Genomic DNA, 21,237 nt, shown 5'->3' with positions numbered 1-21,237 from the left:
GCGCGGCCGAGCATATGCTCTATCCCCGGCGACTAGCGTCGGCGCCACGAAACAGGGGGACCGCGGGTGTACGACTACATCATCATCGGCGCAGGCTCGGCAGGCTGCGTGCTGGCCAACCGGCTCAGCGAGGATCGCGATTGCAAGGTGCTGCTGATCGAGGCCGGGCCGCGCGACCGCAATCCCTTCATCCACATGCCGGCGGGCCTGGCGCGGCTGACCGGCAACCGCCGCATCAACTGGAACTATCTCACCGCGCCGGAGCCGGCCTTGAACGATCGGCGCCTGTGGTGGCCGCGTGGCAAGGTGCTGGGCGGCTCCAGTTCGATCAACGCGATGTGCTACGTGCGCGGCGTGGCGGCCGACTACGACGACTGGGCCGCCGACGGCGCCGAGGGTTGGGACTGGCAGGGCGTGCTGCCGTATTTCCGGCGCAGCGAACGCAACAGCCGCGGCGGCGATGCGCTGCACGGCGGCGACGGGCCGCTGCACGTGTCCGATCTGCGCTATCACAACCCGCTGTCGGACGCGTTCATCGCTGCCGGAGAACAGGCCGGTTTCGCCCACAACCGCGATTTCAACGGCCCGCAGCAACAGGGCGTGGGCCTGTACCAGGTCACCCAGAAGGACGGCGCGCGCTGCTCGGCGGCGGTCGCCTACCTGGCGCCGGCGCAGGCGCGCGCCAACCTGCAGGTGATCACCGACGCGCTGGTGCTGCGCCTGCTGCTCGAGGGCGAGCGCGTGGTCGGCGTGGCCTACGCGCAACGCGGCGCCGAAGTGCAGGCGCGGGCCGCACGCGAGGTGCTGCTCAGCGCCGGCGCGGTGAACTCGCCGCAATTGCTGATGCTTTCGGGCATCGGCCCGGCCGACGAACTGCAGCGCCATGGCATCACGGTGCGCCTGGACCAGCCGCAGATCGGCGCCAACCTGCAGGACCATCTGGACGTGTGCACGCTGTACCGCACCCGCCCGGGCATCAGCTACGACCGCCGCAACCAGCTGAAGATCGCCTTCGACTATTTCCTGCGCGGCCACCGCGGCGCCGGCAGCAGCAACATCGCCGAAGCCGGCGGCTTCATCCGCTCGCCGCTGGCGCCGGACGCGCGCGCCGACATCCAGCTGCATTTCGTGCCGGCGATGCTCGACGACCACGGCCGCAACCGGTTGCCCGGCGACGGCTTCACCCTGCACGCCTGCCACCTGCAGCCGCGCAGCCGCGGCCGCCTGTCGCTCAACGACGCCGACCCGCGCACGCCGGCGCGGATCCAGGCGAACTACCTCAGCGATCCGGACGGCTTCGACCTGCGCATGCTGGTGGAATGCGCGCGCCTGGCGCGGCGCATCCTGCAGCAGCCGGCATTCGATCCCTGGCGCGGCGCGCCGCTGCTGCCGGCACGCGACGACCTGGACGACGCCGGCCTGGTCGCCTACATCCGCGCCAAGGCCGAGACCATCTACCACCCGATCGGCACCTGCCGCATGGGCAACGATGCGCAGGCGGTGGTCGATCCGCAACTGCGCCTGCGCGGACTGGAAGGGTTGCGCGTGGTCGATGCATCGGTGATGCCGCGCCTGGTCAGCGGCAACACCAACGGCCCGACGATGATGATCGCCGAGCGCGCCGCCGACCTGATCCGCGGCCACAGCGTGCTGCGCGACGGCTGAGGCGCAGCGTGCGGGCCTACCCGCGCCTCACCGCGCGCGCCCTGCCAGCCACACGCCCAGCGCCGCCAGCGCGAAGCCGCACAGCTTCAGCGCGGTCAGGTGCTCGCCGAGCAGCACGTGGCCGAACACCGCGGTCACCGGCGGCATCAGGAAGAACAGGCTCGCCACCTGCGTGGCCGCGCCGCACCGCAGCAGCAGGAACAGCAACGCGAAGCCGCCGATCGAATTGACCAGCACCAGCCACGCCATCGCCGCGACGAAGCCGTCGCTGGCCTGGAAGCGGAAGCCTTCCCACGCCGCCAGCGGCAGCAGCACCAGCGTCGCCGCGGCGTTCTGCACCGCCAGCCCGACGCGCAGGTCGAGCTGCGCGGCATGCCGCTTCTGGTACAGGGTGCCGGCGGCGATGCCGAACAGGCCCACCAGCAAGGCCAGCCAGCCGCCCCACGGCGTCGCCCCGTCGATGCGGTCGGCGGCGACCGTGGCGACGCCGGCGAAGCCCAGCGCCATGCCCAGCCACTGCGCCGCGCGCAAGCGCTGGCCGCCCCACCATGGGCTGGCCCAAGCCACCAGCAGCGGCATCGCCCCGATCACCAGCGCGGCCACGCCGGAACCGGTGCCCAGCGCGAAGGCGGCGTAGACCCCGCCGAACTGCAAGGCGAGCATCAGCACCCCGGCCACGGCGCTGCGTGCCAGTTCCTGCCGCGGCAGCGCCTGCAAGCGTGCGGGACCGGCAGCCAGCGCGAAGCACAGCGCGGTCAGGCCGAAGCGCCACAGCAGCGCGGTGAACGGCGCCGCATGCGCCACCACCTGCTTGCCGGCGATGTAGCCGGTGCACCAGACCAGCACGAAGGCCAGTCCCAGCCAGGTCGCGGCGGCCGGCGCCGTACGCGCGGCGGGGATCGGGGGAAGGTCGGGATCGGGCATGCGCCATGATCCCGCAGCGGTACCGCGCCGTCACTGCGCTGGCAACGGTTCAGCCAGGCCGGCGGCGACCGCAGCGGCTTCGGCACATCGATTGCATGCGTTTCAGGCACCTGCCGCGCCGTTGCGGCAACCGCGGCGGACGCCGCGTTGCCGGCCTTGTCGGCCCGGCAAAATCACCAGCAGGATCAAGACGATGCCCATTCATCTTCTCCCGGTTTGTGCAATGGCGAAAAGCGGCGCTAGAATCGGTTTCGGCAGCACCTCACAGGCCACACGCGCGATGAAACAGAACAGCAGGCACCGGCTCCTTCGACCGGTGGCAACCGGGTTGCTCGGGGCATTGCTGCCCTTTGCGATGTCCTCCACCGCGCAGACGCCGGCGCCCTCGCAGCCGCTGCCGCCGCCGATCTACACCGAGGCCACGCGCTACACCTCGCCGACCCAGCCGTTGCCGTACCGCGCCTCGCTGCCGGAGAGCAAGGTACTGCCGCTGGCCAGGGACTTCGATGTCGCCAGCCTGGAAGCGATGGCCGAGCAGCTCACCTACGGCGAGCGCGTGCCCGGCCTGGCGGTGGCGATCGTGCACAACGGCCAGGTGATCAGTGCGCGCGGCTACGGCGTCACCGACGTCAACCGCCCCGAGCCGGTCGATGCGCACACCGTGTTCCGCCTGGCCTCGCTGTCCAAGGCCTTCGCCGGCACCATGGCCGGCCTGCTGGTCAACGACGGCACCCTGCGCTGGGACAGCAAGGTCGTCGACTACGTGCCCGGCTTCCAGCTCAGCGATCCGGTCGCCACCCGCCAGTTGAACGTGGCCGACCTGCTCAGCCATCGCGTCGGCCTGACCTACAACGCCTACGACCGCGACGTCGAATCCAATACCGACTACTACACGCTCAGCCACAAGCTCGCCTACGCGCCGCTCAAGTGCGCGCCGGGCGACTGCTACGCCTACCAGAATGTCGCCTTCAGCCTGATCGGCGACGTGGTGTTCGCCGCCTCCGGCAGCTTCTACGAGCAGTCGGTGGAGCGCCGCATCTTCAAGCCGCTGGGCATGAACGACGCCAGCATGGGCCTGGCCGGGATCCAGGCCAGCCCGCGCTGGGCGCGCCCGCACGTGCGCAGCCGCAACGGCTGGGTGTCGCTGATGCCCAAGCCCACCTACTACCGGCTGGCCCCGGCCGCCGGCGTCAACGCCAGCATCAGCGACATGGCGCAATGGCTGATCGCGCAGACCGGGCATCGTCCGGACGTGCTGCCGGCGCCGCTGCTGGCCACGCTGCACGCGCCGCTGATCACCACCCCGGGCGAGATGCGCTCGGGCTGGCGCCGCGAGCGGGTCAATTCGGCCAGCTACGCGCTGGGCTGGCGCATCTTCGATTACTCGGGCCACCAGGTGGTGTTCCATGCCGGCGCGGTGCAGGGCTATCGCGGCCTGGTCGCGCTGGTGCCGGAACGCGACCTGGGCGTGGCGATCCTGTGGAACGGCGAGAGCGGCCTGCCCTCCGGCCTGCTGCCGACCATCCTGGACCGCGCGATCGGCCTGCCGACGCAGCGCTGGCTGGACGTGGACACCGACTTCGGCAGCGACAACATGATGGCCGAGCGTCCGGATCCGAAGGACAAGAAGGGCGCCTCCTCGTCCAAGTCGACCGCGTCGCCGCACTGACGCAGGTGGTCTCCCGATGGTTCGGCGGAAGGCGGCGCAAGCCGCCTTTCTGCTGTCTGCGCGCTGGTTTCGGGAGACCTGCGCTCCGGCGCGACAGGATCTGGTGAGGCTGCGCAAGCCAGCAATTGCGCCGGCTCCGACGTTGATGGAATCCAGGCGATACGGTCGCGGCTGAAGCCGCTCCTACAGGGGAGCGGCACGCGGTAGCGGCTCGGCCAACATCGAAGCGCTGCTTGAAGCAATCGACCGAAAAACCTTGGTTGCGTCGACCGTCGTCCGTCACTACGACAACCGGCGCCGGATCAGCTGCGGACACCCGCGCAGAAGTCCCATCAAGCGAATAGAGCCCCTCTCCCATCGGGAGAGGGGTTGGAGTGAGGGGCCGGGCGAAGCCTCGCGGCAAGAGGTTGCCGAGGATCGGACAAAGCCTCGCGGCAAGAGGTTGCTGAGGATCGAACGAAGCCTCGCCGCAAGAGGTTGCTGAGGGTGGGGCGCAGCCTCGCGGCAAGAAGCTGCCGTGAGGATCCGGGCCAAGCCTCATGGCAATGAGTGCGCATGGCGACGCACGTCCACCTCGCCCCACACGCGTCGCTACGCACGCACCCTCATCCGGCGCTGCGCACCACCTCCCTCCCCCCGTGGTCCAGGTGGAGGAGCAAGATCAGTCAGCCCGAGCAGCAGGTCGGCACTGCAACGATGGGGTTGCCAGCACCTCAGCGCCTGCCGCTCGCGCTCGCACGCTCCACGCCGGCGCCGCCAGCGCGCGCGGCACCGGCGCATGGAGCACGGTGCGGATGGTTTGAAAACGCCGAGGCTGCCAGCACGACATGGCAGCGCCGCCGGGATGTCCTCGCGCAGACGAAAGCGAGGAGCCGAGCGCGGCCTCGACCACGTCGCCTGCGGCAGCGAGGCAGCGGCTTGGCGAACTCGCGCAGCATCGCCGCCTGCAGCGCAGTCGGAATTCAGTGCAGCCCGGGCACGCGCCCGGCGGCGAGAGAACACGGTGGCGGCAACAGCGCCGGCTCGCGGACTGGCCACCGTGCAGCCGACACGTCAGCGGCAGGTCGGTGCCATGTCGACGCCGGCAAGCAGCTGGTCGCGGCGACGGCAGACGGACGCCCATAAAAAAGCTCCCTCCCCGCTGGGCACCGGGGAGAGAGCTCTAGGTACGGCTATCGGGATGGATCAGATCAGATCAGCGGCGCGGGCGTTGCCGGCAGCGCGACCGGAGCGGTCTTCTTCTTGCGGGCAACCGGCTTCTTCTTCGCGACGGCCTTCTTGGCGACGGCCTTCTTCGCGGCCGGCTTCTTGGCAGCCGACTTCTTCACCGCCTTCTTGGCGACGGCCTTCTTCGCGGTCTTCTTTACGGCCTTCTTAGCGGTGGCCTTCTTCGCGGTCTTCTTGGTGGCGGCCTTCTTGGCGGTCGCCTTCTTCGCCGTCTTCTTTACCGCCTTCTTCGCGGTGGTCTTCTTGGCGGTGGCCTTCTTGATGGCCTTCTTCACCTTGGCGACCTTCTTGGCGACTTTCTTGGCGACCTTCTTGACCGCCTTCTTTACCGAGACCTTCTTCGCTGCCGGCTTCTTGGCGGCAGTCTTCTTGACCGCTTTCTTAGCGGCCGGCTTCTTTTTCGCAGCTTTTTTCGTGGCCATGGGATGGCTCCTCGTCAGTGAACTATGGATTGAAAACGCCCAGTTAAAGCAAACCCGCGGCGATGGTCCGCCTGCAGGATCCGCCGGCGCGTAGTGCGGGCCGGGTCGGATACAGAAACACCCGTATCGAAGCTCGATACGGGTGTCGTGCCAGGGGAGACGTTGCGTTTCTCGGAGGGAAGCGACACCTGATCCACCATCGTCAGGTTCCTGGTGGAGGTCCAAGTTGTGCTTCGCGTTCTGATGTCGATCCGATTCACTCGCTTGCGCAGCAACGTCTGCTGGGCGAAACCTAATCACGCTTTTTTTTACTGTCAACAGTTCTACGCAATTTTTTTTCAGGCGTCGCGTGCCGCGAGCGCACCGATCGTCGCGATCGGCGGCCCCGGGACCTCGACGACAGCCGTTGCGAAACCCGCGGCGAAACTTCGACGCAAACAAAAACAGCGGTAATTCCCGTGCTTTTTTGCAACACGCCGACGCGACCGGCCGTTTCGCGTGCTGCCGCGCGCGGCGCTGGCGGCATCCAGGCGCGCATACGCGAGCCTGTCCGCAAGCTGAAAAAAACTTTTCGCGGCATGCGCCGTTCCGGCATCGCACAAGAGCAAATGCGCAAAACTGCGCAAACTTTTTCGCGTTGTTCGGCGCTTGCGAGCGCGCGTGCGCGGCGCCTCGCAGCGCATCGCCGCGGCGACGACGATGCCGTTGTAGCGTCCGCATGTCTGCGCATGCTCCTCACCGGCACGTCACGCACACGCGACCGGATGCGTCGCGCGTGCTGTTGCCGCCGCGTCCGCTGCCGAGTGCGTGTCTCGCCTCGACCGACCCGCAGCACCGCGCGCGCGCGCCACGACGAACACACCCGACCGGACGAACGCGACGCCGCTGGCCGCAGCGCAGCAAGCGCTGCTGCGATCGCAGACGCCGCGCCCGCGACGCCCGACTGCGATGCACATCACCGTCACTGCCAAAAAACCGGCGCGACGTTCGCCGCGTCCAGGCACCGCTGCAGCGGCGCCGCCTTCCAGCACGTGGCGACCACGTCGTGCGCGTCGATGCATGCGGCGCGGCCGGCATCCGCCGCCTGGCGCGGCGCATCCGGCGCCTGCGTTGCGTCCGCTCGCCGCTACTCCGCCCACGCGGACATGCCGATCGCCCGAGTCGTGCGCGTCGATGCATGTGGCGCGGCCGGCATCCACCGCCTGGCGCGGCGCATCCGGCGCCTGCGTTGCGTCCGCTCGCCGCGACTCCGCCCACGCAGACATGCCGATCGCCCGGGTCGTGCGCGTCGATGCATGCGGCGCGGCCGGCATCCACCGCCTGGTGCGGCGCATCCGGCGCCTGCGTTGCGTCCGCTCGCCGCGACTCCGGCCACTCGGAGATGCCGATCGCCCGATCGGCAAACCTCGCGGACTGTCGACAGCGCGCTCCGCTTCCTGCCGCCGCTTTCGTTTGTGCCGCACAAACGAAAACCGGCCGCACAAGGCGGCCGGTTCGGCTGTCGCGACGTGGGGCTCGGCTCAGTGGCCGTCTTCCTCGAGCAGCTCGGCGTAGTCGTCCGGCGTCAGCAGGTCGTTCAACTGCTCCGGATCGGCGATCTCCAGCACGAAGATCCAGCCTTCGCCGTAGGCGTCCTCGTTGATCGTCTCCGGCTTGTCGCTGAGTGCGGCATTGACCTCGACCACCTTGCCGGTGAGCGGGCTGTACACGTCCGACGCGGCCTTGACCGACTCGACCACGGCCACGCCGTTGCCGGCGACGACCTCGTCGCCGACGTTGGGCAGCTCGACATAGACCAGGTCGCCGAGCAGGCCCTGGGCATGTTCGGAGATGCCGACGGTGACGCGACCGTTGCCTTCGACGCGCGCCCATTCATGGGACTTGAGGAATTTGAGGTCGCCAGGGATCTCGCTCATGGGGCTGCTCCGGAAAAAGACGGTATCGGGGATGGGTGGCTAGTGTAGCGAACCGGATGCTCCGCAACGACGTCGCGGGCGCATTGCGGCGGCCGCCGGTTCAATCGAGGACGCCGGGCTGGACCTGGCCTTCGCGCACGAACGGGAACTTGACCACGCGCACCGGCACCTCCTTGCCGCGGATGTCCACCCGCACCTGCCCGGGGTCGCCGGCCGGCACGCGCGCGAACGCGATCGCCTTGCCCAGCGTCGGCGAGAACGTGCCGGACAGGATCTCGCCGTCGCCCTGCGCGGTGAGCACCTTCTGGCCGTGGCGCAGCACGCCCTTCTCGTCCATCACCAGGCCGATCATCTGCCGCGGCGCGCCGTTGGCCTTCTGTGCCTCGAGCACGTCGCGGCCGATGAACACGCGGCCCTCGTCCAGCGCCACGGTCCAGGCCAGCGCCGCCTCGTACGGCGACACGCTGTCGTCCATGTCCTGCCCGTACAGGTTCATGCCGGCCTCCAGGCGCAGCGTGTCGCGCGCGCCCAACCCGGCCGGCTTGACCCCCGCTTGCAGCAGCGCGTTCCAGAACGCCACCGCCTGCTCCTGCGGCAGCACGATCTCGAAGCCGTCCTCGCCGGTGTAGCCGGTGCGCGCGACGAACAGCGCCACGCCGTCGGTCGAGGTCGCCTCGAACGCGGCGAAGCGGCCCAGCTTCTGCACCGCGGCACGGTCGTCCTCGCGCAGCAGACCGATCGCCTTGGCGCGCGCATTCGGGCCCTGTACCGCGATCATCGCGAAGTCCTCGCGCTCGCGTACCTCCACGCCGAACGCCTGCGCCTGCGCGCCGATCCAGGCCAGGTCCTTGCTGCGCGTGGCGGCGTTGACCACCAGGCGGAAGAAGGTGTCGGACATGTAGTAGACGATCAGGTCGTCGATCACCCCGCCCTGCGGGTTGAGCATGCAGGTGTACAGCGCCTTGCCCGGCAGCTTCAGCTTGTCTACCGAGTTGGCCAGCAGGTGGCGCAGGAACCCGCGCACCTGCGTGCCATGCAGGTCGACCACGGTCATGTGGCTGACGTCGAACATGCCGGCGTCGCGGCGCACCTGATGGTGCTCGTCGATCTGCGAGCCGTAGTGGATCGGCATGTCCCAGCCGCCGAAGTCGACCATCTTGGCGCCGAGGGCGCGATGGCTGTCGTTGAGGATGGTCTTCTGGGTCATGGCGCGGGTCCGTGAGAAAAGTCGCCCATTATCGCCGCCGAGCGGCCGGGATTGGAGATTCGGGATTGGGGGATTCGGGGCGGCCGCATACGATCCCGCCCGAAGGCACGCCGTTGTAGGAGCGGCTTCAGCCGCGACAGGCATTATCAGAGATTGTGTCGCGGCTGAAGCCGCTCCTACAACGGATGCATGCAGCATGCGGAGATGCCGCGCACGCACGGCAGCCTCCCAATCCCCAATCCCCAATCCCCAATCCCGGCCCTACTCCGCCTGCACCAACAGCGTCATCCCATCCACCCCGACGATGCGCACCGCGCTGCCGGCGGGCAGGTCGGGGCCGCCGACCACCCAGAACGCGTCGTCGACCTTGGCGCGGCCGCGGCCGGCCTGGATCGGCTGGTCCAGCGTCACCACCCGGCCGATCAACTGTTCGGCGCGGCGGTTGAGCAGCGGCCGGTCGCTGACCCGGTCGCGGCCGCGGAACCAGGTGCGGTAGATCTGGATCGAGACGAAGCTGAGCACCACGAACGCGCCGATCTGCAGCAGCAGCGCGATGTCCGGCAGCACCAGCACGGCCACGAACACCGCCGCGGCGGCGAAGCCCATCCACAGCATGAACGCGCCCGGCGCCAGCGCCTCGGCCGCGAACAGCAGCAAGGTCAGCGCGCCCCATGCGACCACCTCGGCGCGCATGGCTCAGACTCCGCTGCGCGGCGGCATGCCACGCGGCACCGCCGGCGGCGCGGATTGCTGCTTGCCCAGCGCCTCGCGCGCCAGTTCGCCGATGCCGGCGATCGAGCCGATGATGCCGCTGGATTCCATCGGCATCAGCACGAACTTCTGGTTCGGCGCGGTGGCCAGTTCCTTGAACGCCTCCACGTACTTCTGCGCGATGAAGTAGTTGATCGCCTGCACGTCGCCCTCGGCGATCGCCTTGGACACCATCGTGGTGGCGCGCGCTTCGGCCTCGGCCAGGCGCTCGCGCGCCTCGGCGTCGCGGAACGCGGCTTCCTTGCGGCCTTCAGCCTCCAGCACCGCGGCCTGCTTCTCGCCCTCGGCGCGCAGGATCTCCGACTGCCGCGAGCCCTCCGCCTCCAGGATCTGCGCGCGCTTCTCGCGCTCGGCCTTCATCTGCCGCGCCATCGAATCGATCAGGTCGCGCGGCGGCTGGATGTCGCGGATCTCGATGCGGGTGACCTTGATGCCCCACGGATTGGTCGCATGGTCGACCACGCTGAGCAGCTGCGCGTTGATGGTCTCGCGCTGGCTCAGCGATTCGTCCAGGTCCATCGAGCCGATCACGGTGCGGATGTTGGTCTGCACCAGCGCGATCGTGGCGATCTCCAGGTTCGACACTTCATAGGCGGCCTTGGCCGCGTCCAGCACCTGGAAGAACACCACCCCGTCCACCCGCACCACCGCGTTGTCCTTGGTGATCACGTCCTGGCTGGGCACGTCCAGCACCTGCTCCATCATGTTGACCTTGCGGCCCACGCCGTAGACCACCGGAATCAGGAAGTGCAGGCCGGGCGACAAGGTGTGGGTGTAGCGGCCGAAGCGCTCCACGGTCCACTGGAACCCTTGCGGCACCATGCGCACGGTCTTGAACAGCACGATCACGCCCGCGACCAGGATCACCAGCGCGAGGAAATAGGTGGACGGCATCGGCTCGCTCCATTGACCAAAGAAATGAATACGCCGCGAGTATAGCGAGCGCCGGCCGGCCGCCAGCGCTACCAGCGGATACGCCCGAGCAGCATGTCCTTGAACATGACCCAGTCGCCGGCGAACGAATACAGCGGATGGCGGAAGGTGGCCGGACGGTTCTTTTCGAAGAAGACATGTCCGGCCCAGGCGCAACCGTAGCCGCACAGCGGCGCCGCCCACAGCCAGCGTGGCTGGCCGCTGCAGATCGCCAGCAGCACGATCAGCAACACCCCGGCGCTGCCGACGAAGTGCAGCCGGCGCGACAGCGGATGCCGGTGCTCGCTCAGGTAGAACGGATAGAACGCGCGGAAACTGTCGAAGCGACGCATGCGTTGGCCCTCCCAGGCAGCGCAGGCACAGCATACGCCGCCGCGCGGGCGCCGACATCAAAGAGGAGGGACGCGGCAGCGGGGAACCGCTGCGCAGGACGTGGCGAGCAGCGTGGATCGCCCGCATCTGCGCCACGCCCACATTGCGCAGCTCAGGCCTGCCGCGGCGCGAACATGATCACCGCCATGCCCAGCAGGCACAGGCCGGCGCCGAGCAGGTCCCAGCGCGTGGGCCGGATCGATTGCACCGCCCACAGCCACAGCAGCGCCACCGCGATGTAGACGCCGCCGTACGCGGCGTAGACGCGGCCGCTGGCCTCCGGATGCAGGCTCAGCAGCCACACGAACGCGGCCAGGCTGGCGCCCGCCGGCAGCAACAGCCACGCGCTGCGCTGCTCGCGCAGCCACAGGTACGGCAGGTAGCAGCCGACGATCTCGGCCACGGCGGTCAGCACGAACAGCAGCAGCGTCTTCACTGCGCCGCGTCGCGTTCCTGGCGCTTGGCACGCTGCCAGTAGGCTTCCTGCCGGTCCAGCGACAAGCCATCCAACGCGCCGCCGTCGTGCTGCGCCAGCTGCTCCATCGCGCGGAAACGGCGTTCGAATTTCTGGTTGGCATGGCGCAGCGCAGCACCGACATCGACCTGGGCGTGGCGCGCAAGATTGGCGCAGACGAACAGCAGGTCGCCGATCTCGTCCTGCAGCCGCGCCTGGTTGTCCTGCACGGGGCCGCGCGCGAATTCCGCACGCACTTCCTCCAGCTCTTCCCGCACCTTTTCCAGCACCGGCGCCGGCCCCGGCCAGTCGAAGCCGACCCGCGCCGCGCGCGCCTGCAGCTTCACCGCGCGCTGCCATTCCGGCAGGCCGCGGGCGATCCCGGCCAACGCCGAACTGTCGGTCTTGCCGGCCGCGGCGCGCTCGTTGCGCTTGATCTCTTCCCACTTCAGCGTCTGCTGCTCGGCGTCGGCGACCTGGCTGTCGCCGAACACATGCGGGTGTCGGCGCACCATCTTGTCGCAGATCGCGGCGACCACGTCGTCGAAGCCGAAGGCGCCCTGCTCGCGCGCCATCTGCGCATGGAACACCACCTGCAGCAGCAGGTCGCCGAGTTCGTCCTTCAGCTCGCCCAGGTCGTTGCGGTCGATCGCGTCGGCGACTTCGTACGCCTCTTCGATCGTGTACGCGGCGATGCTGGCGAAATCCTGTTCCAGGTCCCAGGGGCAGCCGTGCGCGCGATCGCGCAGGCGCGCCATGATCTCGAGCAGGGCGGGAAGGTCGTAGCGGGCTGCGGTCACGTGCGGGTTCCGATGCGACGGCAACGGCGCCGCCTGCCGGCTAGTTTGGCAGAGCGGCCCGCGCGATGAGCGGTCGGCGACGGGACCAGCGGCGCGGCGGCGCACGCGAACGACCGGCGGCGCATGGCCGCAACGCCGTCATCGCGCCTGGCGACCGAGGGCGCGCATTGCAGCGGCGTCAGCCGCGACGCCGCCTTGCAGGCCATCGCCGCTGCCGGCGACAGCGGGCGCTCAGCCCAGCCAGCTGCGCCACGGCAGCATCGGATCGCCCAGCGCCAGGAAATCGCCGTTGAGCAGCGATTCGCGGCGGTTGTAGCGGAACGGCTTGCCGGTATCGGCGGCGAGCAGCGTGCCGCCGGCGGCCTGCAGCACGCACTGGCCGGCGGCGGTGTCCCATTCGGAGGTCGGGCCGAAGCGCGGGTACACGTCCAGCTCGCCGTCGGCGATGCGACAGAACTTCAGCGACGAGCCCTGCGCGATCACCTCGGTCTCGCCCATGCGCAGCAGCAGCGCGTCGGTGCGCGGATCGCGGTGCGAGCGGCTGGCCGCCACCCGCAGCGGCGCGCTGGCCGGCCGCCGCGTGTTCAGCGCGGTGTCGCGGAAACCGTCGCGACGGTACGCCTGCTCGCCGCGCACCGCGTGCCAGACGCGGCCATCGACCGGCGCCTGGACCACGCCGAACACCGGCGCGCCCTGGTGGATCAGCGCGATGTTGACGCTGAACTCGCCGTTGCGCTTGACGAACTCGCGGGTGCCGTCGAGCGGGTCCACCAGCCAGTAGCTGGTCCAGTGCTCGCGCACGTCCCAGGGAATGTGCGCCGACTCCTCGGACAGCACCGGCAGGTCGGGGGTCAGCCGTTCCAGGCCTTCGACGATGATCCGGTGCGCGGCCAGGTCGGCCTGGGTCAGCGGGCTGGCGTCGGCCTTGTGCTCGACGTCGAAGCCGGTGGCGTAGACGGCCATGATCGCCGCGGCGGCGTCGATGGCGATGGCGATGACGGTTTCGCGCAGGTCTGCGGTGATGCGGATCATCCGGTACGACCCAGCCACTCGCGGGCGATGAACAGCGCCGCCAGCGAACGCCCTTCGGAGAAATCCTCACGCAACATCAGTTGGTCCAATTCAGCCAGTTTCCAGGGCACCACTTCTAGTTCCTCCGGCTCGTCGCCGGCAAGTTTTTCGGGATAGAGATCTTGCGCGAGCACCAGCCAGGACTGGTGGCTCATATAGGTGGGCGCCAGGGTCATCGCGCGCAGCACCTGCAGCTGGCGGGCGCCGTAACCGGCTTCTTCCTTGAGTTCGCGGTCGGCCGCCTGCAGCGGCGTCTCGCCGGCATCGATGCGGCCCTTGACCAGGCCCAGTTCGTAGCGGTGCACGCCGGCGGCGTACTCGCGCACCAGCAGCACCGTCTGCGCGTCCAGCATCGGCACCACCACCACCGCGCCGTGGCCGGGGGATTTGAGCCGGTGGAACACGCGCCGTTCGCCGTTGCTGAACTCCAGGTCCAGCTCTTCGACCTTGCGCTCTATGGCCGACTCGCCGCGCTCGCGCAGCGCGTGGATGATCGGCAACGGACGGCTCACGCCGGCACCCCGCGGCGCTTTGCGGCGTCGATCGATAGAATGCACGGAGCGAAGAACCTGTTCATGAGCGCGAAATGCTAACAGACCTGACCGCATCACAGACTGCCGCCGCCTGGCGGCAACGCGACCTGGCGGTGCTGTGGCACCCCTGCACGCAGATGCGCGAGCATCCGGACACCCTGCCGCTGCTGCCGATCGCGCGTGGCGAAGGCGCCTGGCTGATCGATCACGAAGGCAACCGCTACCTGGATGCGGTGAGCAGCTGGTGGACCAATCTGTTCGGCCACAGCGAGCCGCGCATCGCCGCGGCCATCGCCGCGCAGGCCACCCAGCTGGAACAGGTGATGCTGGCCGGGTTCAGCCACGCGCCGGCGGTGGAACTGGCCGAGCAGCTGCTGGCGCTGGCGCCGCGCCAGGACGGGCGCGCGCCGCTGGCCAAGGTGTTCTACGCCGACAACGGCTCGGCCGGGGTCGAGGTGGCGCTGAAGATGGCGTTCCACTATTTCCACAACCGCGGCGAGACCCGCCGCACCCGCTTCGTAGCGCTGGAGAACGGCTACCACGGCGAGACCATCGGCGCGCTGGCGGTCGGCGACATCCCGCTGTACCGGCGGGTCTACGCGCCGCTGCTGTGCGAAGCGCTGTTCGCGCCCTCGCCCGACGCCTACCTGGCCGCGCCGGGACAGAGCGCACGGCAGCGCGCCGATGCCGCCGCCGATGCGCTGGCCGACCTGTTCGACCGCCATCCGGGCGAGATCTGCGCGGTGATCCTGGAGCCGCGCCTGCAATGCGCCGGCGGCATGCGCATGCACGACCCGGCCTACCTGCGCCGCGCGCGCGAGCTGTGCGACGCCAACGGCGCGTTCCTGATCGCCGACGAGATCGCCACCGGCTTCGGCCGCACCGGCACCCTGTTCGCCTGCGAGCAGGCCGGGGTGATGCCGGACCTGCTGTGCCTGTCCAAGGGCCTGACCGGCGGCTTCCTGCCGCTGTCGGCGGTGCTGGCCACGCAACACTTATATGACGCCTTCCTCGACGACAGCCGCGAGCGCGCCTTCCTGCACTCGCACAGCTATACCGGCAATCCGCTGGCCTGCGCCGCCGCGCTGGCCTGTCTGCGGATCTTCCAGCAGGACGACGTGATCGCGCGCAACCGCAGCACCGCCGAAACCATGCGCGCGCTGTCGGCGCCGTTCAACGACCATCCGCACGTGGCCGACGTGCGCCAGGCCGGGATGGTGGTCGCGTTCGAACTGACCCGCAACGGCGACAAGCGCACCCCGTTCGCCGCCGGCGCACGGGTCGGCCTGTGCGCGTACCGGGCCGCCCTGCAGCGCGGCGTGGTGCTGCGCCCGCTGGGCGACGTGCTGTACTGGATGCCGCCGTACTGCGTGGACGACAACCAGCTGGCGCTGCTCGCCGAGACCACCCTGGCCGCGATCGACGAGGCCGTGGCATGCGCCTGACCCGCTGCCATGTCGATCTGCCGCTGCACGCCGGCGACGACGTGGTGTTGCCCGAGGACGTCGCCGGGCATCTGCTGCGCGTGCTGCGGCTGCGCGAAGGCGACCGCTGCGTGCTGTTCAACGGCGACGGCTGCGACTACGACGCCGAACTGCTGCAGGTCGGCAAGCGCGGCGCCAGCGCGCGGATCGGCGCGGCGCAGCCGGCGGACAACGAATCGCCGCTGGCGATCACCCTGCTGCAGGGCGTGGCGCGCGGCGAGAAGATGGACCTGATCCTGCAGAAGGCGACCGAACTGGGCGTGGCCGCGATCGTGCCGGTGTGGGCCGAACGCACCGAGGTGAAGCTGGATGCGGCGCGTACGGAAAAGCGCGTGGCGCACTGGCGCAGCGTCGTCGTCTCGGCCTGCGAACAGTCCGGCCGCGCGCGCGTGCCCGGCCTGGCCGCGCCGCTGGCGCTGGCCGATGCCGCCGCTGCCGTGGCCGGCACGCAGCTGAAGCTCATCCTCGATCCGCAAGGCGAACACCGGCTGCGCACGCTGGACATCGCCGGCAACGCGGCGACGATCGCGATCGGCCCGGAAGGCGGCTGGTCGCCGCGCGATCGTGCCGCGCTGCACGCCGCCGGCTTCGCCGGCCTGCGCCTGGGACCGCGCATCCTGCGCACCGAAACCGCCGGCCTGGCCGCGATCGCCGCATTGCAGGCGCGCTGCGGCGACCTGTGAACCGGCGCACGCAATCGCGTAGACATCGTTGACCGCAGGCGCGCCGCGGCGGTGCCGCCGACGCTGCACGAATCGCGGATTTCCCCTGCAAAACAGCGCTTTTCTTAGCGATTCTTTAACCGCGATGCGCGTTGACAACGAAGGACAAGCGCGACACAGTCGGCGCTCCTGAGCCATCGCGCGGGGTGCTTCCGGTTTGAACCGGCGCAACGAACGACACGGCCCGCCAGCGCGTGGCCGCCCGTCCGCACAACCCACGCACGCGCAGCCGCGTGCGCCATCGGCCGCTGCCGCGCCCACGTGCGGCGCGCGCGCCGTCACGCAGCACAGCACCGATGCCGACGTGCCGTCTCCGCCGCGCGGCGGCATGCACGCCCCGCCCTTCTTTTCCATTCGCCCATCGCGCCGCATCCGGGCCGATGGCGTCACTTGCCTGCCGCCACACCGGCAGGCTTTTCGCGTCCTGCGCACCTTTCGGAGACCGCCCGCTTGAACCACACCCGCCTCGCTCCCCTGGCCTTCGCCATCGCCGCCGCACTGGCCGCACCGGCCAGCGCCTTCGCCCAGCAAGTTCCCACGCCGCAGCGCGACGACGCGGCAGCGCCGGCGGCCGACGCCGGCGCGTCCGCCAGCGGCCAGGCCACGCCCGCGGCGGTCCAGGAACTGGATGCGGTCAAGGTCACCGGCTATCGCGCCAGCCTGCAGAAATCGCTCAACATCAAACGCAACGCCGATGCGATCGTCGATGCGATTTCGGCCGAGGACGTCGGCAAGTTTCCCGCGGCCAATGTCGCCGAATCGCTGTCGCACCTGCCCGGGGTCAGCGTCGATCGCCAGTTCGGCGAAGGCGAGAAGGTCTCGATCCTGGGCACCGATCCGGCCCTGAACCGGGTCCTGCTCAACGGCCAGAGCATCGCCTCCACCAGTTGGGGCGGCGATCCGAACAATCCGGACAGCCGCTCGTTCAACTATTCGCTGCTGGCGCCGGAAGTGATCGGCAGCGCCGAGGTCTACAAGAGCCCGCAGGCCAGCATCGACGAAGGCAGCCTGGGCGGCACCGTGATCCTGCATACGCGCAAGCCGCTGGAACTGGACAGGAACCTGCTGACCGGCAGCGTCAGCTACGGCTACAACGACCGCTCCGAGGACGGCAAGCCCAACGCCTCGCTGCTGTACAACTGGAAGAACGACGCCGGCACGCTCGGCGTGCTCGGCTCGGTGATGCATTCGGAGCGCTCGCTGCGCCGCGACGGCGTGGAGATCTTCGGCTACAGCGACATCCAGGGCGCCGGCTTTCCCGACGCGGTCGCCGCCGGCAAGCAAGAGGTCTACCCCACCGCGATCAACAGCGCGCTGTTCACCCAGACCCGCAAGCGCGACGGCTTCACCGGCTCGCTGCAGTGGAAGCCGAACGATGCCTTCGAACTGACCTACACCGGCCTGTATGTCGAAGAGACCTTCGACAACGTCAACCAGAGCCGCTACGCCAACTTCGTGCCGGCCAACGCCACCGCGCTGGACGTGACTGACGGCGTCGCCACCTCGGGAGCCTATGGCGACAACGCCGAAACCATCCTCGACTCCTACGTACGCAAGACCACGGTCAAGACCAGCAGCAACACCCTGCGCGGCGACTGGCACGGCGACGGCTGGAACGTTTCCGGCCAGGTCGGCGCGACCCGCTCGGCCGGCGGCGCCGATCGCATCTACGGCCTCACCTTCCGCGGCAACGGCGCCTACGACTACGCCATCGACCACCGCACCGTTGGCGTGGACTACGCCGTGCCGCCGTCGGCGCTGGAATCGATGTCGGTGCTGGGCGCCACCGTCAACCGCTATCCGAACCTGGACAAGGAGCGCTACGCGCAACTGGACTTCGACCACGACGTGGCCTGGGGGCCGATCACCAAGCTGCGCGCCGGGCTCAAGGCCACGCGCCACAGCACCGCGCAGGACATGTACTACGACAGCTTCCCCGCCGATCCGGACACCACGCTGGCCGCGGTCTATGGCGGCGGCACACCCGGCGGCTACCTGGACGGCCTGTCGGTCAGCGACGACATGCGCCACTGGCCGCGGCAAAGCCCTGGCGCGCTGGTGGACTACGTCGGCGGCCTGCCCGGCAGCGACACGCTCGCCCCCAGCTACGGCAGCAGCTTCGACGTGGTCGAGCGCAACCGCGCGGCGTACCTGCAGGCGGATTTTTCCGGCTACAACTACCGCGGCAACATCGGCGTGCGCTACGTCAACACCCGCGACGCGATCGGCGGCTACCAGTACGACGGCAGCGCCTATGCGCCGGTGCGCTACAACAAGTCCTACGGCGAATGGCTGCCGTCGCTGAACTTCGCCTACGACCTGTCCGATGCGCTGATCCTGCGCGTGGCCGCGGCCAAGGTGATCGCGCGGCCGCGCTATGCCGACCTCACGCCCTACGTCAACGCCGACGACAACAAGCTCACCGCCAGCAGCGGCAATCCAGCGCTGGACCCGTACCGCTCCACCAATTACGGCGCGTCGCTGGAATGGTATTTCGCGCCCAACAGCGTGCTCGCCGGCGAACTGTTCTACCGCGACATCTCCAACTACATCCTGCAGACCCTGGTGCAGCAGCCGCTGCACAACAACACCTACGACCGCGAGGACATCTACGAGGTAACGCTGCCGCAGAATTCCGGCGCAGCCAAGGTCAAGGGCGTGTCGCTGAGCTACCAGCAGGAACTCGGCGGCGGCTTCGGCCTGGCGGCGAACTACACCTACTCCAAGGCCGACACCCAGGGCGACTACAACCTGCCCTACAACTCCAAGAACAGCTACAACCTCAGCCCCTACTTCGAGAAAGGGCCATGGGAGGCGCGGCTGACCCTGGGCTGGCGCTCGGCCTACTTCACCCAGATCGGGCGCCTGGGCGCGAACCAGATGACCGACGACTTCACCCAGCTCGATGCGTCGGTGTCCTACGCCATCACCGACAAGGTCAAGCTGCAGATGGAAGGGACCAACCTGCTGGACGAGACCTACTACAGCTACGTCGGCCAGGAGAGCCAGCCCTACTATCTGTACAAGAACGGGCGCGGCTACATGCTCAGCGTGCACTTCACGCTGTAGCCGCGGCGGCGCGGCGGCCGCGCAGGCGGTCGCCGCACTGCGATCGCAAAGTCGGTCAACCCGCGCGACGACGGCACAAAAACGACGCGGGAGCGGCACTGAGTGGTGTGGGGCCACCCAGCGACACTCCCGCAGTCGGTCGACAATCGCGGCGAGGAGGCGCTAGCGCTGCTGCTGCAGGAACCAGTTCGCCGCGCCGATCACCCCGAGCTGGCCGTGCTCCACCAGCTTCACCGGGATCTGCTCCAGCGCCGGGCGCATCGCGCCCTTGTTCAAATAGCGCTCGACGAAGGCGCTGGCGGCCAGGAACGCGCCGATCTGCGGCAGGAAGCCGCCGGCCAGGTAGATGCCGCTCTGGATGCCGTACAGCAGCGCCATGTCGCCGACCACGCTGCCGAGCAGGCCGCAGAACGCCGACAGCGCTTCGTGCGCCAGCGCATCGTTGCCGCCCAGCGCCGCCGCGGTGACCTCGCTGGGCGAGGCATGCACCGGCGCGGCATCGTGCAGTTCGCACAACACCTTATAGAGATTGAGCAGACCGGGGCCGGACAGCAGGTGTTCCACCGGCACATAGCTGCGCGTGCGCAGCAGCCGTTGTGCGATCGCCATTTCCAGTTCGCTGCCGATCGGCAAGGCCGCGTGTCCGGCTTCGGTGGCCAGCACGACTGCGCCGCCATTGGTCGGAATCCACACCGCCGCGCCGAGCCCGGTGCCCGGGCCGATCACCAGCGCCGGTCCGCGCTGCGCTTTGCGCGGGCCGGTCACATGCAACACTTCGCTGGCATCCATCGACGAGGCGGCATAGGCCACCGCTTCGAAATCGTTGACCAGGTGCAGTGCCTGCATGCCCAGGCGCTCGCGGATCTCCGGCGGCGACAGGCTCCACGGCAGATTGGTGGTGATCACCCTGCCGTCTTCCAGCGCATAGCCGGCGCTGGCGATCACGCCACGGGTCGGCGCCGGACCCGGCACGCCGGACAGGAACTCGCCGATGATCTCGGTCAGGCCCGGATAGTCGGCACAGCGGTACTTGCGATAGTCCAGCACCTTGACCGTCTGCACGCTGTCGGTGGCGTCGCCGCGCGACACCAGGCCGATACGTACATGGGTACCGCCGACGTCGGCGGCGATGAAAGGCTCGGCGCGCGGCCCGGCCGCTGCCACTGGTGAACTGCTTGCGGACACGTATTCTCCCGTTGCGCCCCACAGGGCGCAGCCGATGGGCCTGTTGATCGATCGAGTTTCAGACCACCTTGACAACGTTGTCAAGATGAAATTCACCCAAATGTCGCTCTACCGTCACTGCTTCCACGATAAGCCATCGCGGCCGATTCGTCGCCTTATTCCGACAGGACACCGACATTGCCGATGGAGCGCCTGAAAGCGGGTGCGAACGGCAGGCGGAAATTCGCCGCAATGCACAAATTCTGGGATGCAGGTCTTGCTGTCGCGCATCGCAGCCCAGCGGACATGTCGCCACCAATGCGCCGCCGGACCACCTTCCCAGCGTGGATTTCCTTTGCCGGACAAGCACCTACGCAGCGACCCGGAAACTAAGCAGGTTCATCTTCGGCACCTGCCGTCGCATCAATGCCGAGAATTGTCAAAATCCCGTGAAGTAAGTGTTGACAACGCTGTCAACGCTATTACAGACTCGGTCGCATACAAGTTTTACATCTTCAAGACACGCCACGTTCAGGGACACCGGGCAGCGCCGCCTCGCGATCCGGTGCCTGGCAGGCCGCGCTCAGGAGGTTTCCTGGCCGCGGCCCGCAACGGAAGGCGAACGGCTCCAACGCCGTGCACGGAACGGGACAGTCCCGTCCGCGCATCAGGCAACTGCAACTTGCACGGCTTTGCTGGATTTGGTTGTCACTCAACAGGAAACAAGGAAGGACCGGCGCCCTCGGTGCCGCCGGCCGGCTACTTCCGCGTCAACGACCGGACGACGCGCACCGAGACGCGATACGCGCAGCCACCGCAAGGTGTCGCGCAATC

General features: G+C 68.9%; 17 protein-coding genes. 5 read left to right on the top strand and 12 right to left on the bottom strand.

The window, feature by feature from the left end; all coding sequences use genetic code 11:
• Positions 1-66: 66 nt before the first annotated feature.
• Entirely contained in the window at positions 67-1,665 is a 1,599-nt protein-coding gene (locus tag JR064_RS05975; RefSeq protein ID WP_206229123.1) for a choline dehydrogenase, read from the top strand.
• A 27-nt stretch (positions 1,666-1,692) separates the two neighbouring features.
• On the opposite strand, the gene JR064_RS05970 is transcribed toward JR064_RS05975, so the two are convergent.
• Complete coding sequence (locus tag JR064_RS05970) at positions 1,693-2,589, bottom strand: DMT family transporter (RefSeq protein ID WP_206229122.1); 897 nt, start codon at positions 2,587-2,589, stop codon at positions 1,693-1,695.
• Positions 2,590-2,869: 280 nt separating this feature from the next.
• Between JR064_RS05970 and JR064_RS05965 the strand changes: the two genes are divergently transcribed.
• Complete coding sequence (locus JR064_RS05965; RefSeq protein ID WP_218848122.1) at positions 2,870-4,258, top strand: serine hydrolase domain-containing protein; 1,389 nt, start codon at positions 2,870-2,872, stop codon at positions 4,256-4,258.
• A gap of 1,190 nt (positions 4,259-5,448) precedes the next feature.
• On the opposite strand, the gene JR064_RS05960 is transcribed toward JR064_RS05965, so the two are convergent.
• The 10 genes from JR064_RS05960 to nudE form a co-directional block, all read right to left on the bottom strand.
• A complete protein-coding gene (locus tag JR064_RS05960) occupies positions 5,449-5,907 on the bottom strand; it encodes a histone H1-like repetitive region-containing protein (RefSeq protein ID WP_179566365.1) in 459 nt (152 codons plus the stop codon).
• A 1,520-nt stretch (positions 5,908-7,427) separates the two neighbouring features.
• A complete protein-coding gene (gcvH, locus tag JR064_RS05955) occupies positions 7,428-7,823 on the bottom strand; it encodes a glycine cleavage system protein GcvH (RefSeq protein ID WP_179566367.1) in 396 nt (131 codons plus the stop codon).
• A gap of 100 nt (positions 7,824-7,923) precedes the next feature.
• Complete coding sequence (gene gcvT / locus JR064_RS05950; protein WP_206229121.1) at positions 7,924-9,030, bottom strand: glycine cleavage system aminomethyltransferase GcvT; 1,107 nt, start codon at positions 9,028-9,030, stop codon at positions 7,924-7,926.
• A 261-nt stretch (positions 9,031-9,291) separates the two neighbouring features.
• Entirely contained in the window at positions 9,292-9,723 is a 432-nt protein-coding gene (locus JR064_RS05945; protein ID WP_179566371.1) for an NfeD family protein, read from the bottom strand.
• A 3-nt stretch (positions 9,724-9,726) separates the two neighbouring features.
• Positions 9,727-10,695, bottom strand: a complete 969-nt coding sequence (locus tag JR064_RS05940) for an SPFH domain-containing protein (RefSeq protein WP_179566373.1) — start codon at positions 10,693-10,695, stop codon at positions 9,727-9,729.
• 68 nt (positions 10,696-10,763) lie between these two features.
• On the bottom strand, positions 10,764-11,066 hold the full coding sequence (locus tag JR064_RS05935; protein ID WP_179566375.1) for an Mpo1-like protein: 303 nt from the start codon (positions 11,064-11,066) through the stop codon (positions 10,764-10,766).
• Between the two features lie 152 nt (positions 11,067-11,218).
• Positions 11,219-11,542: a YnfA family protein gene (locus tag JR064_RS05930; RefSeq protein WP_179566377.1), complete on the bottom strand. Its 324-nt coding sequence runs from the start codon at positions 11,540-11,542 to the stop codon at positions 11,219-11,221.
• On the bottom strand, positions 11,539-12,360 hold the full coding sequence (gene mazG, locus JR064_RS05925) for a nucleoside triphosphate pyrophosphohydrolase (RefSeq protein WP_425510274.1): 822 nt from the start codon (positions 12,358-12,360) through the stop codon (positions 11,539-11,541). The genes JR064_RS05930 and mazG overlap by 4 nt, the downstream gene beginning before the upstream one ends.
• Before the next feature lie 231 nt (positions 12,361-12,591).
• Positions 12,592-13,392 (bottom strand): 3'(2'),5'-bisphosphate nucleotidase CysQ, encoded by an 801-nt coding sequence (gene cysQ / locus JR064_RS05920; protein ID WP_179566381.1) that lies wholly within the window; start codon positions 13,390-13,392, stop codon positions 12,592-12,594.
• Entirely contained in the window at positions 13,389-13,943 is a 555-nt protein-coding gene (gene nudE, locus JR064_RS05915) for an ADP compounds hydrolase NudE (RefSeq protein ID WP_206229119.1), read from the bottom strand. Before nudE ends, cysQ begins: the two co-directional genes overlap by 4 nt.
• A 74-nt stretch (positions 13,944-14,017) precedes the next feature.
• Here nudE and bioA point away from each other — a divergent pair, with 74 nt between their 5' ends.
• The 3 genes from bioA to JR064_RS05900 all read left to right on the top strand — a co-directional run bounded on the left by bioA (position 14,018) and on the right by JR064_RS05900 (position 19,239).
• On the top strand, positions 14,018-15,409 hold the full coding sequence (gene bioA, locus JR064_RS05910) for an adenosylmethionine--8-amino-7-oxononanoate transaminase (RefSeq protein WP_179566385.1): 1,392 nt from the start codon (positions 14,018-14,020) through the stop codon (positions 15,407-15,409).
• The gene (locus tag JR064_RS05905; protein ID WP_179566387.1) at positions 15,400-16,131 is read left to right on the top strand and encodes a 16S rRNA (uracil(1498)-N(3))-methyltransferase; all 732 of its coding nucleotides are present in this window, start codon (positions 15,400-15,402) and stop codon (positions 16,129-16,131) included. Before bioA ends, JR064_RS05905 begins: the two co-directional genes overlap by 10 nt.
• A gap of 489 nt (positions 16,132-16,620) precedes the next feature.
• A complete protein-coding gene (locus JR064_RS05900) occupies positions 16,621-19,239 on the top strand; it encodes a TonB-dependent receptor (protein WP_206229118.1) in 2,619 nt (872 codons plus the stop codon).
• Positions 19,240-19,401: 162 nt separating this feature from the next.
• On the opposite strand, the gene JR064_RS05895 is transcribed toward JR064_RS05900, so the two are convergent.
• On the bottom strand, positions 19,402-20,424 hold the full coding sequence (locus JR064_RS05895) for a glucokinase (RefSeq protein WP_179566391.1): 1,023 nt from the start codon (positions 20,422-20,424) through the stop codon (positions 19,402-19,404).
• Positions 20,425-21,237 lie beyond the last annotated feature (813 nt).

The organism is Xanthomonas bonasiae, assembly GCF_017163705.1.
Lineage (GTDB): Bacteria > Pseudomonadota > Gammaproteobacteria > Xanthomonadales > Xanthomonadaceae > Xanthomonas_A > Xanthomonas_A bonasiae.
This window is presented reverse-complemented; position numbering and strand designations above follow the sequence as displayed.

What these genes read in the sequence shown, in the direction of transcription:
- JR064_RS05970 (WP_206229122.1), bottom strand. Translation starts at nt 2,589, where the DNA reads ATGCCCGATCCCGACCTTCCCCCGATCCCCGCCGCGCGTACGGCGCCG.
- JR064_RS05965 (WP_218848122.1), top strand. Translation starts at nt 2,870, where the DNA reads ATGAAACAGAACAGCAGGCACCGGCTCCTTCGACCGGTGGCAACCGGG.
- JR064_RS05960 (WP_179566365.1), bottom strand. Translation starts at nt 5,907, where the DNA reads ATGGCCACGAAAAAAGCTGCGAAAAAGAAGCCGGCCGCTAAGAAAGCG.
- gcvH (WP_179566367.1), bottom strand. Translation starts at nt 7,823, where the DNA reads ATGAGCGAGATCCCTGGCGACCTCAAATTCCTCAAGTCCCATGAATGG.
- gcvT (WP_206229121.1), bottom strand. Translation starts at nt 9,030, where the DNA reads ATGACCCAGAAGACCATCCTCAACGACAGCCATCGCGCCCTCGGCGCC.
- JR064_RS05945 (WP_179566371.1), bottom strand. Translation starts at nt 9,723, where the DNA reads ATGCGCGCCGAGGTGGTCGCATGGGGCGCGCTGACCTTGCTGCTGTTC.
- JR064_RS05940 (WP_179566373.1), bottom strand. Translation starts at nt 10,695, where the DNA reads ATGCCGTCCACCTATTTCCTCGCGCTGGTGATCCTGGTCGCGGGCGTG.
- JR064_RS05935 (WP_179566375.1), bottom strand. Translation starts at nt 11,066, where the DNA reads ATGCGTCGCTTCGACAGTTTCCGCGCGTTCTATCCGTTCTACCTGAGC.
- cysQ (WP_179566381.1), bottom strand. Translation starts at nt 13,392, where the DNA reads ATGATCCGCATCACCGCAGACCTGCGCGAAACCGTCATCGCCATCGCC.
- bioA (WP_179566385.1), top strand. Translation starts at nt 14,018, where the DNA reads ATGCTAACAGACCTGACCGCATCACAGACTGCCGCCGCCTGGCGGCAA.
- JR064_RS05905 (WP_179566387.1), top strand. Translation starts at nt 15,400, where the DNA reads ATGCGCCTGACCCGCTGCCATGTCGATCTGCCGCTGCACGCCGGCGAC.